The sequence below is a fragment of the Thermoanaerobacterium sp. CMT5567-10 genome (genome assembly GCF_030534315.2).
Taxonomy (GTDB): Bacteria; Bacillota; Thermoanaerobacteria; order Thermoanaerobacterales; family Thermoanaerobacteraceae; genus Thermoanaerobacterium.
The window spans coordinates 134,408-152,571 of the sequence record NZ_CP130558.2 but is presented as its reverse complement, the minus strand read 5'-3'; the positions used below and the strand labels follow the sequence as shown (position 1 = coordinate 152,571).

Genomic DNA, 18,164 nt, shown 5'->3' with positions numbered 1-18,164 from the left:
GGTGTTTCAATGGCAATACCATTGCTAATTATTGTAGGACCAACAGCTTCAGGGAAAACTAAATTATCTGTAGAACTTGCAAAATTTTATGATGGCGAAATAATATCTGCTGATTCAATGCAGATTTACAAGTACATGGATATTGGAACTGCTAAAATCACAGATGAAGAAAAGCAAGGCATACCGCATTATATGATCGATATAGTTGAACCGAATGTAAAATTTAGCGTTGCAGAATTTGAAAAAATGGCAAAACCGATAATAGATGATATTTACAAAAGAGGAAAATTACCTATTGTTGTAGGGGGAACAGGGCTTTATATAGATTCTTTAATATATATAATGAATTTCTCTGATTACATCGGAAATGACGATTTTAGATCTGCTTTAAAAAATATTGCTGAGGTACTTGGAAATGATTATTTATTTAATAGATTAAAAGTTGTAGATCCTAAAACATTTGATAAACTTCATCCTAATGATCTGCGAAGAATTATAAGAGCATTAGAAGTATATCAATTTACAGGCAAACCGATTTCGGTTTATCAGGAATTGAGCAGTAAGAGAATGAATCCGGAGTACGATGTAATAATGATTGGCTTGAATTTTAGAGATAGAAATAAATTATATAAAAGAATTGATGACAGAGTAGATATTATGTTGAAAAATAATTTAGTAAATGAAGTGGTAAATTTACTAAAAATAGGGTATAATAAGTATGATACTTCGATGCAGGCTTTGGGATACAAAGAAATTGCAGAATACTTGGATGGAAATGTCACATTTGAAGAAGCGATTAACAATTTAAAAAAAAGAACAAGGAGGTATGCAAAAAGACAAATAACTTGGTTTAAAAGTTATAAAATCATAAATTGGTTTTATGTTGACGACTATATCGACTTTGAAGAACTTAAAAAAAATATTATTTGTTTTTTAGCAGGAAAATTAAATTTTAAGTAGAATATTAATTATTATTACACAACAATAGAAGGGGGATGGCTATATGAATCAAAAGGCAGCTATCAATTTACAAGACATATTTTTAAACCAGGTAAGAAAGGAACATATCGCTGTAACTGTATACTTGATTAATGGCTTTCAGCTAAAAGGTATGGTTAAAGGATTTGATAATTTTACCGTTGTTTTAGAAACAGACAATAAGCAGCAGCAACTTATATATAAACATGCTGTTTCTACGATAACGCCTTTGAAACCTGTGATTTTTACAACGACAGAAAAAGATGAAAAGCAACAATAATGTGGTGAAATACGAGAAAACAGTATTAGAGTTAGCTAATACTGTTTTTTAAAATATTGGAGGTGTACATTTATGAAAATTGGATTCATAGGAACGGGTAATATGGGCACAGCATTAATAAAAGGTTTAATCAATTCAAAGTATGTATCTTCAAATTCAATATGTGCGTATGATATTTCTAAAGACAAACTTCTGAAATTAAAAGAAGAATTAGGTATTAATATAGGAAACAGTAACAAAGAAATAGCCAAAGAATGCGATGTTATAATTTTAGCTATAAAGCCAAATGTATACAATGACATTTTGTTAGAGATTAAAGATGACATTGATGAAAATAAAATTATAATAATAATTGCCCCTGGTATAACTATTGAAAGTGTAAAAAATATTTTAAGAAGAGGTAAAGTAGTACGTACGATTCCAAATACTCCAGCTTTAATTGGTGAAGGTGTTACAGCTATATCTTACCCTGAAAATATATCATCAAATGATAAAGAAATAGTAGAAAAAATATTCAGATCATGTGGTGAAGTTGTTGAAGTAAAAGAAAATTTGATAGATGCAGCAATGGCTATTTCAAGCTGTAGTCCAGCTTTTGTATATATGTTCATTGAATCATTGGCAGATGCAGGCGTCTCACTAGGGCTACCAAGGGATATATCGTATAAATTAGCATCAAAAGCTGTGTCAGGTTCTGGCAGTATGGTGTTAGAAACAGGCATGCATCCAGGTTATTTAAAGGATATGGTAACATCGCCTGGTGGAACTACAATTCAAGGTGTGAGAACACTGGAAAGACTAGGTTTAAGAAGTGCTTTGTTTGAAGCTGTAATTTCATCTTATGAAAGAGTTAAGGGAAACTAAAATGGCCAATATTCCCGAAATAGACATATATACTGATGGAGCCTGCAGTGGTAATCCTGGCCCTGGAGGTTGGGGCGCCGTGCTTATTTATAATGACATAAAAAAAGAAATATCAGGGTATGAAGAAAATACAACTAATAATAGAATGGAATTAACTGCTGCAATAAAAGCGCTAAGTTTACTTAAACGCTCGTGTAAAATTAATCTATATAGTGATAGCAGTTATTTGATAAATGCTTTTAATCAAAAATGGATTGAAAACTGGCAAAAAAGAGGCTGGCTTAAGTCTGATAAGACACCTGTTGAAAATAAAGATTTGTGGCTTAAACTTTTGGATTTATCATCATGTCATGATATTAAATGGATAAAAGTTAAAGGCCACTCTGATAATGAATATAATAATAGATGTGATAAACTTGCCACTGATGAAATTAGAAAACACTCAAATTAATTCAAATCAAAAAGGTTTTTCTCCAATTATACGAAATAACTATTTCGTATAATTGGAGGTGGAAATTAATTATATTGGAGGTGAATTCACCAGATGCGTATTTCTGCAAATAGTAATATTGAACTGCCACCCATCCTTGAAGAATTTCTTAATTATTTCTCTACTATAAAAGCTAGATCACCTAATACAGTTAAAGCCTATGAATATGATTTAGTATTGTTTTTTCGATTTATAAAAGTTAGAAAAAATTTAAGTTCTGATTCGGATTTTGATCAGATAGACATTAGCGATGTTGATCTCTCTCTTATTGAATCTATAGATTTAAACGACTTATATGCTTATTTGTCATTTGTCACGCATGAACGATCTAATACTCCTCCTGCTCGGGCTCGCAAAGTTGCCAGTCTTAGATCTTTTTATAACTATCTTTATGCAAAAAGAAAAGTTATAACTAAAAATCCTGCTTTAGAGCTAGAATCACCTAAACTCGGGATTAGACAGCCTGTGTACTTGACTCTAGATGAAAGTATGAAATTACTTGATTCTATAGATGGTCCTTTTAAAGAACGTGATTATGCTATCATTACCCTATTTTTAAACTGCGGACTTAGGCTATCAGAATTAGCTAATATAAATATAAGTGATATTAAGGATGATAAATTAACCGTCATTGGCAAAGGAAATAAACAACGGACAGTTTATTTAAATGATGCTTGTATATCAGCAATAAATGAATACTTAAAAGTGAGACCCCACGATGGTGTTAAAGATAAAAAAGCACTATTTTTAAGTAAAAGATTGCAAAGGATTAGCATAAAAACAATACAATACATAGTAAAAAAGCATTTAAAAGACGCTAATCTTGATGGCAAAAAATATTCTACGCATAAATTAAGACATACAGCGGCTACGCTTATGTATAGGTATGGAAAGGTTGATATTAGAACGTTACAAAGACTGTTAGGACATTCAAATGTGTCGACAACGCAAATCTATACACATGTTGATGATAGTCAACTTCGAGATGCAGTAAGTAGAAACCCCCTCTCGGAATTGAATTCTAATAATAAGAACTAGTGTTTGATTTAATGATGTAATTGTGATATAATAAGTGTAAGTTTGGAGGGGTTAAATTGTGAAAGATAAATCTAAAATCAGCCTAAAGCAACAAGAAATAATTGAATTTATCAAAAGTGAAATTAATCGAAAGGGGTATCCCCCATCTGTCAGAGAGATTGGCAAAGCTGTTGGTTTAAAGTCTACATCGACTGTTCATGGTCATCTATCACGACTTGAGAAAAAAGGTTATATAAGAAGGGATCCAACAAAACCAAGGGCAATTGAAGTTTTGAATAACGATATAAAAGATTTAAGTGATGTGATAAAGCTCCCTGTTATAGGTAAAGTTACTGCAGGTTCTCCGATACTGGCAGTTGAGAATATCGATGAATATTATTCTATTCCACGAGATCTTGTTGTTGGTTATGAAGGAGAAAGCTTTATATTAAAAGTTCGCGGTGAAAGTATGATAAACGCTGGTATCCTTGATGGAGATTATATAATTGTAAGAAAACAATCGTATGCAGATAACGGTGATATAATAGTAGCTTTAATTGAAGATGAAGCAACTGTAAAGAGATTTTTTAAAGAAAGCGATTATATTCGTCTGCAGCCAGAAAATCCTTCAATGGATCCAATTATAGTAGACAATGTTATGGTTTTAGGAAAAGTTGTAGGCGTTATAAGAAAACTCAAATGAATGTATTTTTCATTTGAGTTTTCTTAATTTATATCTTAATAAATCCTTTTTCAATCATATTTTTTATAGCAATCATAAGACTAAGTTTTACCTGATAATATGACAACCCACCTTGTACATAAGCTGTATATGGCTTTCTGATAGGTGCGTCGGCACTTAATTCTATAGATGCTCCTTGTATAAAACCACCTGCAGCCATAATAACTTGATCATTGTAGCCTGGCATGTCCCATGGCTCTGGTACAACATGAGAATCAACAGGTGAACCTTTTTGAATGCTTTGAATAAAAGTAATTAGCTCTTCTTTTGTTTTAAACCTAACTGCTTGAACGATATCAGTTCTTGATTCATTAAATTTTGGTAAAACGTCATAACCCAGCATTTCCATAATTCTAGATAAAATTATTGCACCTTTTAATGCATTACCTACGACAAGTGGTGATAAAAACAGCCCTTCCAAAATTAATCGATTTATATCTAATGAAGGACCTACTTTCTTCCCTATTCCAGGTGCGTATAACCTATAAGCAGCATTTTTGACAAGTTCCTTTTTCCCTACTACATATCCTCCTGTAGGCGATAATCCACCACCAGGATTTTTTATAAGAGATCCTGCAACTAAATCAGCTCCAACATCGGTTGGTTCAAGCTCTTCGATAAATTCACCATAACAATTGTCCACAAATACAATCAAATCTTTCTTTTTATTTTTAATCTTTTCTATAGTATTTTTGATATCATTGATGGTCAACGAATTTCTAAAATCATATCCTTTTGACCTTTGGATCATAACCATTTTCGTTTTATCAGATATGGCACCTAAAAGCTTATCAATATCAATTTTTCCACCTTCTAAAAGTGGAATTTCTTTATATTTTACACCGAAATCAATAAGTGAACCAGTATTATTATTTCTTTCCTTCCCTATCACATCTGCAAGTGTATCATAAGGTGTTCCACAAGCCGATATAAGCTCATCGTTAGGTCTTAATATAGCATAAAGGCATAATGATATTGCATGAGTTCCAGAAACAATTTGAGGCCTTACTAAAGCGTCTTCAGCGCTAAATATATCAGAATATATCTTTTCTATTGTATCTCTTCCGATATCTCCATATCCATATCCAGATGTTCCATTAAAATGAATATCACTTAAATGATTCTTTTGCATAGCATATAAAATCTTATATTGGTTTTTTTCTACTACTCTTTCTACTTTTTTAAACTCCTCCCTAACATCTTCTTCAGCTTTTTCCAGCAAAAAAATAACATCTTTTGGGATGTTGAACTTTTCTATAAGTATGTTCTCACTCCACATTATTATTTCAATCCTCTCTAATATCTATGGAATCAATTATCATTAAATCATCTTTTGTTATAGTTTTTTTGTTCATAATTCTAACAGCATGTTTTCTTATAGTTCTCTCAATTATGTTTCTAACTAATCTGGCATTCCCGATTTCCCTTGTCGTATTGTCATTAATTAAAACTTTCATGATTTTTCTTTTTGCACTGTCAGTTAGTATATACTGCCTATTTTTAACCATTAATTCAGCAATTTGCAACAACTCATCAATTGTATAATCAGGAAAATCTATTTGTATAGGAAATCGAGATCTCAATCCTGGATTTGTATTTAAAAAATATTCCATTTCAGCCCTGTAACCTGCTAGTATCAAAATAAATTCGTCTTTATAATCTTCCATTGCTTTTACCAATGTATCAATTGCTTCTTTTCCAAAGTCTTTCTCTCCACCTCTAGCCAGTGAATAGGCTTCATCCACAAATAATATACCACCTAATGATTTTTTTACATTTTCTTGTACTCTATGGGCAGTATGTCCTATATATTCGCCAACAAGATCAGCCCTTTCCACCTCTACTACGTGCCCTTTGCTAAGGACACCAATTCCTTTTAAAAGTTTACCAAGTATTCTTGCAACAGTTGTCTTTCCAGTACCAGGATTCCCCTTGAAAACCATATGTAATACGATTGGATCGGTTGCCAAACCTGCATTTTTTCTTTTAATTTGCACCTGCTCCAATGCATATAGCTCATTTATTATTTGCTTGACTTTATTTAAACCAATTAAAGAGTTTAACTCTTTTAATGCCTCTATCTCAAGATTTTTATCTTTATCAATGTTTTTATTTTCTTCAGATTTTGCTCTTCTTTCAATTTTATAATTATCAAAATTTACAGGCCATATACTCATTACAATCACATCCCAATATATTAGATAATATGTTAATATTATTTTATGATATTGGGATGTGAAATGTTCTTTTTATTTGTTATGGACGAATTCTAGACAGTGTCCTTGGAAATGGTATGCATTCTCTTACATGTTCGGTGTTTGTTATCCAAGCCACAGTTCTTTCAATACCTAAACCAAAACCAGAATGAGGAACCGAACCATATTTTCTTAAATCTATATACCAATCATACATTTCAAGTGGCAGATTTTCCTCTTTTAATCTTTTTATTAGTAAGTCATAATCATGTATGCGCTGGCTACCACCAATAATTTCTCCATATCCTTCTGGTGCAAGTAAATCAGCACACATTACGACTTCAGGCCTATCTTCTTTTGGCTGCATGTAAAAAGCTTTGCACTTTGCAGGATATTCTGTTATAAATACTGGTTTATCAAATTGATTTGACAAAAATGTCTCATCTGGAGAACCTAAATCATTTCCCCACTCGACTTCATAGCCGTTTTTCTTCAACATTTCAATTGCTTCATCATACGTTAGTCGCGGAAAAGGTGTTTTAATTTTTTCTAGCTTGCTTAGATCTCTTCCTAACTCTTTTAGTTCTTTTGACCGATTTTCCAAAACAGATTGCACTATGTATTCTACAAGCTTCTCTTGTATTTCCATATTTTCATAATAGTCTACAAATGACATTTCCGGTTCTACCATCCAAAACTCATTTAAATGCCTTCGAGTCTTAGATTTTTCAGCTCTAAATGTCGGTCCAAAGCTATAAACTTTTCCTAAAGCCATTGCAGCCGCTTCTTGATATAACTGACCAGTTTGGGAAAGGTATGCATTCTCACCAAAATAATCAATTTGAAACAAGTCGGATGTTCCTTCGCATGTAGATGGTGTTATAATCGGCGAATCAATCCTTACAAATCCATTGCTATTCAAAAATTCTTGAATAGCCTTGATTATCTCATGCCGAATAGATAAAATTGCATGCTGCTTTGGTGTTCTTATCCAGAGATGTCTATTATCCAATAAAAAATCAACACCATGCTCTTTTAAGGAAATTGGATAATCATTGAAAGCCATTTGAATCAATTTAATGTTTGAAATTGTAATCTCATATCCGAATGGAGATCTATCATCTTTTCTAACTATACCTGTAACTGTTATGGAAGATTCTTGCGTTAATTTGTCACACAGTTCAAAAACATCTTCTGCTACTTCGTTTTTTACTACCACACCTTGGACAAATCCAGAACCATCTCTAATTATTAGAAATTTTATTTTACCACTGGATCTTTTATTGTACAACCAGCCTTTTATTGTTACTTCTTCCCCCACAAAATCCTTCATTTCACTTATACGTATTATATTCATCATTTACGCCTCCTATCACGTAAATTATAGCATAATTATATTTATACTTCTATATCAGCTTTTACATCTTCAATGTTATTTGCATTCAATAACGGCCTTACAACATTTTCTATATATTCTATTGTTTGATTTTCAGCTCTGCCAGTGAATTTTTTAGGATCTAAAATATTGTCAATTTCATCATCAGATAAATTTATCCGTTCATCTTCTTTCAAATAATTTAAAAGTGGATTTTCCCCACCTTCTTTAATTACTTCTTGAGCCTTTAATGAATTTGTGCGTATGACTTCATGTAATTCTTGCCTATCACCGCCTTTTAATACACACTCCATTAGTATAGCTTCAGTAGCCATAAACGGTAACTCATTCATTACATGCTTATTTATTATTTTCATATTTACTTTAAGTCCAGATGCTACGTTTAAGTATAGATTTAATATTGCATCCGTTGTAAGAAACATTTCTGGAATTACAATTCTTCTATTAGCTGAATCATCTAGAGTTCTTTCAAACCACTGTGAAGATGATGTTATAGATGAATTTAGCAGTGCTGTAATAACATATCTGCACAGTGATGCCATTCTTTCACATCTCATAGGATTACGCTTATATGCCATTGCAGATGAACCTACTTGTTTTTCTTCAAAAGGTTCTTCAATTTCTTTTAAATGTTGTAATAATCTTATATCATTGCTAAATTTATGGGCACTTTGAGCTATTTCGCTTAATACAGAAAGAAGAATAAAATCGTACTTTCTTGTATATGTTTGACCCGTTACATCAAAAACGTTACTAAAACCCATTTTTTCTGCCACAAGTTTATCTAGTCTTTTTACTTTTTCTTCGTCACCATTAAAAAGTTCCATAAAGCTAGCTTGAGTGCCTGTTGTACCTTTGACACCTCTAAGTTTTATATTTTTAAGCCTGTATTCTAAGTCTTCATAATCAAATATGAGATCTTGTATCCAAAGGGTTGCCCTTTTCCCAACGGTAGTTAATTGTGCCGGCTGAAAATGAGTGAAACCCAAAGTAGGTACATCTTTGTATTTTATAGCAAAATCAGAAAGCACTTCAATCAGCTTAAGCAATTTCTTTTTAATTAATTGAAATCCTCTATACATAAGTATTATATCTGTATTATCATCGACAAAAGCTGATGTTGCTCCTAAGTGTATAATTGGTTTTGCTTTAGGACACTGAAGGCCAAATGCTCTTATGTGTGCCATAACATCGTGTCTAAGTTCCTTTTCAAACCTTTTTGCATCCTCATAATTTATATCTTCTGCATGCATTTCCATTTCTTCAATTTGTTCATCAGTAATATTTAGTCCCAACTCCTTTTCACTTTTTGCTAATGCAATCCATAATTTTCTCCATGTTTTGAATTTTTCATCATTGGAAAAAATTTGAGCCATTTCTCTACTCGCATATCGTGTAATTAATGGATTTTCGTAGATATTTGACATAGTTACCTCCACTTTCTAAATATTTTTTAAAAGATTTTCAATTCTATTAAGACCTTCTTCAATATTTTTGATTGAAGTAGCATATGACAATCTTATGTAATTATCATTTCCGAATGGAAGACAAGGGATTACAGCAACTTTAGCTTTTTCTAAAACAAAATTTGCAAAGTCAATAGATCCATTTATTTTTTTTCCAGATATATTCATTCCAATATATTTACTTATATTTACTATCACGTAAAATGCTCCTTGAGGTTTAATGCAAGTTAATCCGTTTATCTTATTTATTCTTTCTACAATGTAATCGCGTCTTTTTTTAAATTCATTAACCATATTTTTAATAATGTCGTTACCTGTACTCAATGCTTTAACACTAGCGTATTGTGCTATCGTGTTTGGATTTGATGTCATATGGCTTTGAATATTACTGATAAGACTTGCTATTTCCTTGTTTGATGCTGAATATCCTATTCTCCAGCCTGTCATGGAATAAGCTTTTGACATGCCATTTATTATTATAGTCAAATTTTTTATTTCATCATTAAATGATGCTATGCTTATATGTCCACCATCGTAAATTAATTTCTCATATATTTCATCGGAAATTATAAAAATATTACGCTTTACAGCCAAAGCAGCAATATTTTTTAATTCTGTTTCATTGTAAACTGCTCCTGTAGGATTATTGGGGCTATTTATTATAATTGCTTTTGTTCTATCAGAAATTGCTTTTTCTAGTTGTTCTACGGTAACTTTAAAATTGTTGCATTCGTCAGTCGCAACAAAGATTGGAACACCATTAGCCAATTTAACCATTTCCGGATAACTAAGCCAATATGGTGATGGGATTAAGACCTCATCTCCTGGATTTAAAATAGCACATAAAGTATTGTATATTGATTGTTTTGCACCATTTGAAACTACTATTTGCGATGTTTCATATGATAAATTATTATCTTTTTTTAATTTACTTACAATAGCTTCTTTTAATTCAATAATTCCTGAAGTAGGTGTATACTTTGTATAACCTTTTTTAATTGCTTCAATAGCAGCCTTTTTTATGTAATCAGGCGTATCAAAATCCGGTTCTCCAGCCCCAAAGCCGATGACGTCTATGCCAAGTGTTCTCATTTTATTTGCTTTAGCAGTTATATCCAGCGTTAAAGAAGGGCTAATACTACGTGCTTTCTCTGATAATTTCATGACTCCACCTCCAACAATATATTTATTATTTTATCTTATTTTTGATTTTATTTCTACACCAAATTACATTCTTTAAGTTTTTCTATATACTTATAATCTAGTTTTACAGTTCCAAGTAAATATTCTCCATCCACGTCTACTCCATGAAAATCAGATCCACCCGTTATTAATAAGTTATTTTCTAACGCGAAGTTCTTGAAGAATTCTGTATCAGCCCTAGTATGTTTAGAATGATATACTTCTATCCCTTTTAAACCATTTGCAATTAGATGTTTTATAATTTCTTTGTCAATTAAAAGTCCAGGATGAGCTAAAACTGGAATGCCGCCGGCATTTGTAACCATTTTAATTGAGTCAAAAGGATGTAATCTGTATCTCTTAACATATGCAGGTTTATCTTCGCCTATATATTTATCAAAAGCTTCTTTTACGCTTCTGGCATAACCTGCTTTGACTATTGCTCTTGCTATGTGTGGCCGTCCTATAAATGAAAATGACTCTTTCGTATGTGATAATACATCATCATATGTTATATTGATGTCCATTCCATTAAGCTTTGATATTATAAGTTTTGCGCGGTTCACCCTTGATTTTCTAATATCTTTAAGCCTTTCCAATAAATCATTATTTTTATAGTCTATGAAATAGCCTAATATATGTACATCTTGTCTATCATCATATGAATTCAACTCAATTCCTGGTATTATTTCTATACCATATAATTCTGATGCTTCTTTGGCTTCATCAATTCCATCTAACGTATCGTGGTCAGTTATAGCAATTGTACTCAAGTTTTCATCTTTAGCCATTTGTACTACTTCTTTTGGTTTACATGTTCCATCAGATTTTGTCGTATGTATATGTAAATCGCCAAACATTTATTTCCACTCCTAATATTAAACTAAAAACAACCTGTTTTGCAGGTTGTTTACCTTGGTTCTACAATTAATTTAATGGCAGTTCGTTCTTCGCCATCGATTTCAATGTCTGTGAAGGCTGGTATACAAATCAAATCAATACCACCAGGTGCAACAAAACCCCTTGCTATTGCTACTGCTTTTATTGCTTGGTTTAATGCACCCGCACCTATTGCTTGTACCTCAGCTCCACCGCGTTCTCTAAGCACTCCAGCTAGTGCACCTGCTACTGAATTTGGATTGGACTTTGCTGAGACCTTTAAAACCTCCATCGTATATCCCCCTTTTAATATATCGAATACATTATCTATATTCTACAAAAAAATTAAAAATCCTTCTTTAATGATATTTATATGTAATTTTTGTTTATTCTATAAATATCAATACACTTTCCTGTATTTTCATCAATATTTATGACTAATCCATTTATCTGTGCAGGTCCTTTTGCTATATCAAATTTTACAGGGATAGACGATGTAAATTTTTTTATTATCTTCTCTTTATCCATTCCAAGAACTGAATCATATGGTCCTGTCATACCAACATCCGTTATGAATCCTGTGCCACCAGACAAAATTTTTTCATCAGCTGTTTGAACATGTGTATGTGTCCCATATACGCAGGATACTCTTCCATCTAAATAATGCCCTAAAGCTATTTTTTCTGATGTTGCCTCTGCATGAAAATCTACAAGTATTATATTCGTATATTCTCTCAATGCTTTCACTTCATCGTCTGCAGTTAAAAATGGGTTCTTATTACATTGCATAAACACAGTCCCTTGTAAATTTATAATCCCTATTTTAATGTTGTTAATATTTAGTAATGAAGAACCTCGCCCAGGTGTATTTGGAAGGTAATTTGCAGGTCTAATTATCCTTTTTTCATCATCAATAAAATTGAATATCTCTTTTTGATCCCACACATGATTTCCCATTGTTAATGCAGATATGCCCATTTCAAAAAGCTCATCCGCCACTTTTCTAGTTATTCCATTGCCTCCTGCCGCATTTTCAGCGTTAGCGACGACCAAATTTATTTTATTCTCTTCAATTATTTCCTTTAATTTCTCTTTTAATATATTTCTTCCGACTCTTCCAACTATATCGCCTATAATAAGGGTATTCATAGAAGCCTCCATTCTCTATACATAATATTATTATATTACTTTAATTACAATTTTATAAATCTAAAAGCGTGCATATGCACGCTTTATTTCCAATCTATTTAGCATAGTCAACTGCAACTGTTTCCCTAACCACAATAACTTTAATTTGTCCAGGATATTCTAATTCCTCTTCAATCTTTTTAGTAATTTCTCTAGCTAACATAATTGTGGATTCGTCATTGATAATTTCAGGTTTTACCATTATTCTTATTTCGCGTCCAGCTTGTATTGCAAATGACTTTTCAACACCATCAAATGAATTAGCGATTTCCTCCAATTTGTTTAGACGTTTCAAATACGATTCAAGTGTTTCACGCCTTGCACCAGGTCTTGCTGCTGATATGGCATCTGCAGATTGAACTAAAACGGCTTCAACAGTTTGAGGCTCAACGTCATTATGATGTGCCATAATAGCATGAATTACTTCATTAGATTCATGGTATCTTTTTGCAAGATCAGCACCTATCATTACATGAGGACCTTCTATTTCATGATCAACTGCCTTTCCTATATCATGTAACAATCCAGCTCTTTTGGCTATATTAGCGTCTGCTCCTAACTCATACGCCATAAGTCCTGCTAAATGTGCAACTTCAATTGAATGTTTTAATACGTTTTGTCCGTAGCTAGTCCTAAACTTCAATCTTCCAAGTAATTTAATCAATTCAGGATGAATTCCATGAACATCTGCTTCAAATGTTGCTTCTTCTCCAGCTTTTATAATGACATTATCTACTTCTTTTTTAGCTTTCTCTACCATTTCCTCAATCCTAGCAGGGTGTATTCTTCCATCTTCTATCAATTTCTCCAATGCTATACGTGCAACTTCTCGCCTTATTGGATCAAATCCAGAAATAACTACAGCTTCAGGCGTGTCATCAATAATCAAATCGATACCTGTTAAAGTTTCCAGAGTCCTGATATTTCGCCCTTCTCGTCCAATAATTCTTCCTTTCATTTCATCGTTTGGTAAAGCGACAACTGAAACTGTGGTTTCAGCTGCGTGATCAACCGCGCATCTTTGAATAGATGTAACTACTATTTCTCTAGCTCTGCTTTCAGCTTCCTCTTTTGCTTTTGCTTCTATATCTTTTATCATTAACGCAGCTTCATGAGAAATTTCATTTTTAACATCATTCAATAAAATACTTCTGGCTTCTTCTCTAGTTAATTCTGATATTCTTTCTAATTCTTCAACTTCTTTTTGATGCATAATTTTAATTTCTTCTTCTAAATTGCTAATTTCTTTTTGCTTTTTTTCAATTAAAGCATCTTTTTGTTCTAATATTTCGGCTCTTCTATCGAGAGACTCTTCTTTTTGAATTAAACGCCTTTCCATTCTTTGAAGTTCGCCTCTACGATCTCTGACTTCCTTTTCCAGATCTGTCCTTTGTTTGTGAATTTCTTCTTTTGCTTCCAACAGCAATTCTCTCTTTTTATTTTCACCATCTTTTTTCGCATTTTCCAAAATAGTACGAGCCAATTCTTCCGCACTTTTTATTTTGGATTCCGCTATAAATTTACGTACGAAATATCCGATAAAAAGACCAATTGCTATAGCGATTAATACAAATACTGCTAAAATTAGTGGACTAATGTTGTTAATATGCCTACACCTCCTTTGCTGATACTCATTTTATATTTTAGTCCTATTTCAAAATTATGTCAAGTTAGGCTCTTTACCAATCTCCATGATTAAGAATATACTATGTGTGAACCATTTTCATCTTTTGTTATTTCTATCGAGTATGGAAAACTATCTTTAAGTTCATCTATATGCGTTATAACAATTATTAATTCAAATTCATCTTTTATCATATTTAAGACATCAATAATATTTTGACGCCCTATTACATCTTGTGATCCAAAACCTTCATCTATTATTAATGTTTGTAAATTAACTCCTGCTCTTTTTGATAAAAATTTTGATAGTGCAATTCTCAATGCAAAGTTAATCCTGAAGGCTTCACCTCCACTGAATAATTCGTATTTTCTTTTGCCAAGTTCATCGGAGATCTCTATATCAAGGGTTTCCTGTACCGAACCACTTTTATTAGTTTTTTGAGTTAATAAACTTACATACATTTTCCCATCTGAAAGTTTAGAAAGAAAATTATTTGCTGTATCTTCAAATTCTGGCAGAGCATTCTCGATTATAAGTGCTTGTATGCCTTTCTTGCCAAAGGACCTTTCTAATATCTCATAATAATGTATTTCAGTCAAATAATTATCTTTTTCTTTATTTAAGTCATTAATTTTCGTTTCTAAATATTCGATTCTTCTTATTCTGTCAGAAATCGATGCTAAATTTGCATTCAAGTTTAGAAATTCATTATTTAAAATATCCATTTTTTGTTTTAAAGATTTAATATCGTTTATTAATACATCGTATCCGCTACATTGAGATTTAAAATACTCCAAAGCTTCTTTGTCTTTTTTTAGGTTTTCAGTATACATGTCTATTGTCTTTTTATAATTGCTGTATGTGTTTTGATAATCAACAATATTTTGTTTTGAGATATTTAACCTTTCATATTTCTTTTCATAATCTCTATATTTTTCATATTTAACTTTTATGTCTTCATAAAATTCCACTGAAAAATTCAACTCTTTTAACTTATTTTCAATTGTAGACAATTTTTCTATTTCTTTAACTGCATATTTATTGTTATTTAAACAATCTGATATATCTTCTATTTTTCTTTTTAATTTATTTAGCTGGTTTAAAAGATTTTCTTTATCTGATAGATTATTTTTTAATGTATTTATATTAGCAACTAATCTTTCACGCTTATGTTGTAAATTCGATAAATTTTCTCGCTCTTTTCTTAAAACTTCTAAATTGTTTTGTTCTTTTAAAATTTCATCTTTGAGTATAGATATTTCTTTTTTGTACCCATTAATTTTTTCTTTAAAATCGTCCAGCAAACTACTTTTCCTTTCTTGATCAAGAGGCGAATTACACAAAGGACATTTAGCATCTGTTTTTAATATCGCATTATAATTTTCTTTAAGATCATTAATTCTATCGTTGTAGCCTTTAAATGAAGCTTTAAGTTCGGCTATTTTTTGAGTGCACTTTTGAATTTCGTCTTCATTATTCATTATTTTATCTTGTAAATTACTGAACTTTTCTAGCTCTTTTTCTAGGGTTTCTACTTCTTTAGTATTTTTTTCAATATCTTTATACTTTTCTAAGCCTTCATTGTATTTAAATTGCAAATTCTTAAGCTCTAATTCGGTTTCTTTTTTCAATAAATTAATATCGTTCTTTATTTTCATTTTATCTTTTTCAAGAACATTAAATTGCATATATTTGTTATCTAGCTCTTTTAACTGGTCTTGCAATGACTTAAAAGTATTATAACCTTCAAAAATAGAATCTTCATTTTTTATAAGTTTGTTGATTTCATTTATTTTGTTTTCAAGGTCACTCAACATAAATTTATATTCTGAAATGACTTTTTCATCCATTTTGATTCTCTCGATGTATTCATTGTACTTTATGATAGTGTCCTCCATGTTTCGCTTTTTTTCCTGTAATATATTCATTTCATTGTTTAAGTTATCAATTTCAGATTTTATTTCATTGCATTTTTTAGATAACTCTTCCTTTTGATTGATTAATTCATTTTTATCTTTTATTTCATTCATATACAATTTTAATTGTTCGTCTATTATATTAACTTTTTTTTCATATTCATTTCGCTTTAATTTCGACTTTTCCTGTAATTTGTCATAAACATCTAAACCTAATACTTCTGAAAATATTTCTTTTCTTTTAGTAGGATCAGCCTCTGAAAAGAAACCGTATTTATTTTGTGGCATAAATGACGATGCTACAAAAGTGTCGTAATCCAACATAATTGTTTTTTCAATCTTGTTTTTCGTGTCTTCCAATTTTTCTTGAGTTAATGATTTTAATGTGCCATCATCGTTTATAATATTAAACTCCAAAATGGAATTAGAGTTCCTTTTTTTCTTTCTTAAAATTCTATATTTAGTATTATTGATTTTAAATATGAATTCTACTTCCATTTCATCAGCACCAATTCTTATAAGGTCATCGCTGCCTCTTCCTGCGCCATCTAATCCTCTTGCTCTTCCCCATATACACCATGTTATAGCATCCCAAAGTGATGATTTGCCATTTCCGTTTTTACCTACGATTGCTGCTACATGAAACTTTGTAAAATCCATTACTTCATGTTCAGAATAAGACATAAAGTTTTTTAATGTAAGTTTTATCGGTATCATTTATTTATTCACCTCTTCAATTAGTTCTTTGTATAAGAGGGAGGCTCTGTTTAATAGCTCATTTTTATCCACATCTAAATCAATAGATAAGAAATATTTTGAAAGTGCATCTATAGGGTTTAATTGTTCATTAATCTCAGGATTCCTTAAGGCTCCTTTATCTATATCAAAATCCTTTCTAATTCCAACGAAATAATATGAATTTTGAATAAAATATTTATCAATTTCTCTATATCGTATATGTTTATCAATCTCTTTTGTAGTTTTTAAATTTAATCTTACAATAGATTTACTAAGATCATACCTTTTTAATTTGTCTAATATTTCTTCAGTAGGTGAAATATTGCTTTTGACTTCTATATTAATTGTTTTAAATTCTCGTGAATTTGTACTGATAAATTTATGTAGTACTTTTTCACCATCTATAATAACATGGCAAAATCCCTTTTCATCCTTTTCTTCTCCAAAATCTATCTTTTCTATGCTTCCACTGTATACTGTAAGAGGGGTATCCCAGATAACTTGATATTTGTGTATATGTCCAAGAGCTACATATTTATATTGATGTCTAGCAATAACACTTATAGGAACGACGACATCGTCACCAATCATTATACTTTTTTCGCTACTTGTTACAGCACCTGTGACTGATAAGTGTGCGGATAAAATTGAGGGTATTGAAGAATCAAGTTTTGATGTCAATATATCAACAATCGTATTTATCTTCTCTACCATTTTTTTGTTGATATCATCAATGCTTAAATTTTTGCTTTCTTCCAGTTTAAGCAAAAAACTTTTAGGAAAATACGGCAAACATGCAACCTGTATTGGGCCGTTTTTAGTTTTTACGAGAAAAACGTCTGGTTTATTTGCTACATACACATTGTCTACATCTAGTATTTTATATATATCAAAGGCTCTTGCTTTTGAATCAGAATTAGGCTGATCATGATTCCCATTGTTTATGACGACAGGTATGTGTTGTGAAAGACGTTTAATCCTTTTAGCTAATTCGCGTTGCTGTGTAGGATTTGGCTCTCTCGATTTATACATGTCACCCGAAATAACAGCTATATCACAATTTTCTATTGAATAATCGACAAACTTATCAAAAGCATTTAGGAAATCTTCCAATCTTGTATTTAAACCGGTTTTTTTATTGATAGTTCCATAATTTTCAATGCCAATATGTATATCAGCGGTATGAGCGATATTTATCACAATGTTCAC

General features: G+C 31.3%; 17 protein-coding genes. 6 read left to right on the top strand and 11 right to left on the bottom strand.

The window, feature by feature from the left end:
- Positions 1-9 precede the first annotated feature (9 nt).
- From miaA to lexA, 6 genes are all read left to right on the top strand, one after another.
- Positions 10-960 carry a tRNA (adenosine(37)-N6)-dimethylallyltransferase MiaA gene (miaA, locus tag Q2T46_RS00810; RefSeq protein ID WP_303264668.1) on the top strand — a complete coding sequence of 317 codons (951 nt, stop codon included), beginning with the start codon at positions 10-12 and terminating at the stop codon, positions 958-960.
- A 43-nt stretch (positions 961-1,003) separates the two neighbouring features.
- Positions 1,004-1,258: an RNA chaperone Hfq gene (gene hfq / locus Q2T46_RS00805; RefSeq protein WP_015311590.1), complete on the top strand. Its 255-nt coding sequence runs from the start codon at positions 1,004-1,006 to the stop codon at positions 1,256-1,258.
- Positions 1,259-1,330: 72 nt separating this feature from the next.
- A complete protein-coding gene (gene proC / locus Q2T46_RS00800; protein WP_303264669.1) occupies positions 1,331-2,122 on the top strand; it encodes a pyrroline-5-carboxylate reductase in 792 nt (263 codons plus the stop codon).
- A 10-nt stretch (positions 2,123-2,132) separates the two neighbouring features.
- The gene (rnhA, locus tag Q2T46_RS00795; RefSeq protein ID WP_399388665.1) at positions 2,133-2,573 is read left to right on the top strand and encodes a ribonuclease HI; all 441 of its coding nucleotides are present in this window, start codon (positions 2,133-2,135) and stop codon (positions 2,571-2,573) included.
- A gap of 93 nt (positions 2,574-2,666) precedes the next feature.
- Positions 2,667-3,650: a tyrosine recombinase XerC gene (locus Q2T46_RS00790; protein WP_303264671.1), complete on the top strand. Its 984-nt coding sequence runs from the start codon at positions 2,667-2,669 to the stop codon at positions 3,648-3,650.
- Positions 3,651-3,708: 58 nt separating this feature from the next.
- Positions 3,709-4,332 carry a transcriptional repressor LexA gene (gene lexA, locus Q2T46_RS00785; RefSeq protein ID WP_303264672.1) on the top strand — a complete coding sequence of 208 codons (624 nt, stop codon included), beginning with the start codon at positions 3,709-3,711 and terminating at the stop codon, positions 4,330-4,332.
- 28 nt (positions 4,333-4,360) lie between these two features.
- On the opposite strand, the gene Q2T46_RS00780 is transcribed toward lexA, so the two are convergent.
- From Q2T46_RS00780 to Q2T46_RS00730, 11 genes are all read right to left on the bottom strand, one after another.
- On the bottom strand, positions 4,361-5,650 hold the full coding sequence (locus Q2T46_RS00780) for an aminotransferase class V-fold PLP-dependent enzyme (RefSeq protein WP_303264673.1): 1,290 nt from the start codon (positions 5,648-5,650) through the stop codon (positions 4,361-4,363).
- Between the two features lie 7 nt (positions 5,651-5,657).
- On the bottom strand, positions 5,658-6,548 hold the full coding sequence (gene spoVK, locus Q2T46_RS00775; protein ID WP_303264674.1) for a stage V sporulation protein K: 891 nt from the start codon (positions 6,546-6,548) through the stop codon (positions 5,658-5,660).
- Positions 6,549-6,627: 79 nt separating this feature from the next.
- Entirely contained in the window at positions 6,628-7,923 is a 1,296-nt protein-coding gene (gene asnS, locus Q2T46_RS00770; RefSeq protein WP_311062289.1) for an asparagine--tRNA ligase, read from the bottom strand.
- A 41-nt stretch (positions 7,924-7,964) separates the two neighbouring features.
- Entirely contained in the window at positions 7,965-9,389 is a 1,425-nt protein-coding gene (purB, locus tag Q2T46_RS00765; RefSeq protein ID WP_303264676.1) for an adenylosuccinate lyase, read from the bottom strand.
- Positions 9,390-9,404: 15 nt separating this feature from the next.
- Positions 9,405-10,592, bottom strand: coding sequence for a pyridoxal phosphate-dependent aminotransferase (locus tag Q2T46_RS00760; RefSeq protein WP_303264677.1), 1,188 nt, complete (start codon positions 10,590-10,592; stop codon positions 9,405-9,407).
- A 53-nt stretch (positions 10,593-10,645) separates the two neighbouring features.
- Positions 10,646-11,470: a PHP domain-containing protein gene (locus tag Q2T46_RS00755; RefSeq protein WP_303264678.1), complete on the bottom strand. Its 825-nt coding sequence runs from the start codon at positions 11,468-11,470 to the stop codon at positions 10,646-10,648.
- Between the two features lie 50 nt (positions 11,471-11,520).
- Complete coding sequence (locus Q2T46_RS00750) at positions 11,521-11,781, bottom strand: stage V sporulation protein S (RefSeq protein WP_013297863.1); 261 nt, start codon at positions 11,779-11,781, stop codon at positions 11,521-11,523.
- A 77-nt stretch (positions 11,782-11,858) separates the two neighbouring features.
- The gene (locus tag Q2T46_RS00745; RefSeq protein WP_303264679.1) at positions 11,859-12,638 is read right to left on the bottom strand and encodes a TIGR00282 family metallophosphoesterase; all 780 of its coding nucleotides are present in this window, start codon (positions 12,636-12,638) and stop codon (positions 11,859-11,861) included.
- A 94-nt stretch (positions 12,639-12,732) separates the two neighbouring features.
- Complete coding sequence (gene rny, locus Q2T46_RS00740) at positions 12,733-14,283, bottom strand: ribonuclease Y (protein ID WP_303265730.1); 1,551 nt, start codon at positions 14,281-14,283, stop codon at positions 12,733-12,735.
- 89 nt (positions 14,284-14,372) lie between these two features.
- The gene (locus tag Q2T46_RS00735; RefSeq protein WP_303264680.1) at positions 14,373-16,934 is read right to left on the bottom strand and encodes an SMC family ATPase; all 2,562 of its coding nucleotides are present in this window, start codon (positions 16,932-16,934) and stop codon (positions 14,373-14,375) included.
- Positions 16,935-18,155 (bottom strand): exonuclease SbcCD subunit D, encoded by a 1,221-nt coding sequence (locus Q2T46_RS00730; protein ID WP_303264681.1) that lies wholly within the window; start codon positions 18,153-18,155, stop codon positions 16,935-16,937.
- Positions 18,156-18,164 lie beyond the last annotated feature (9 nt).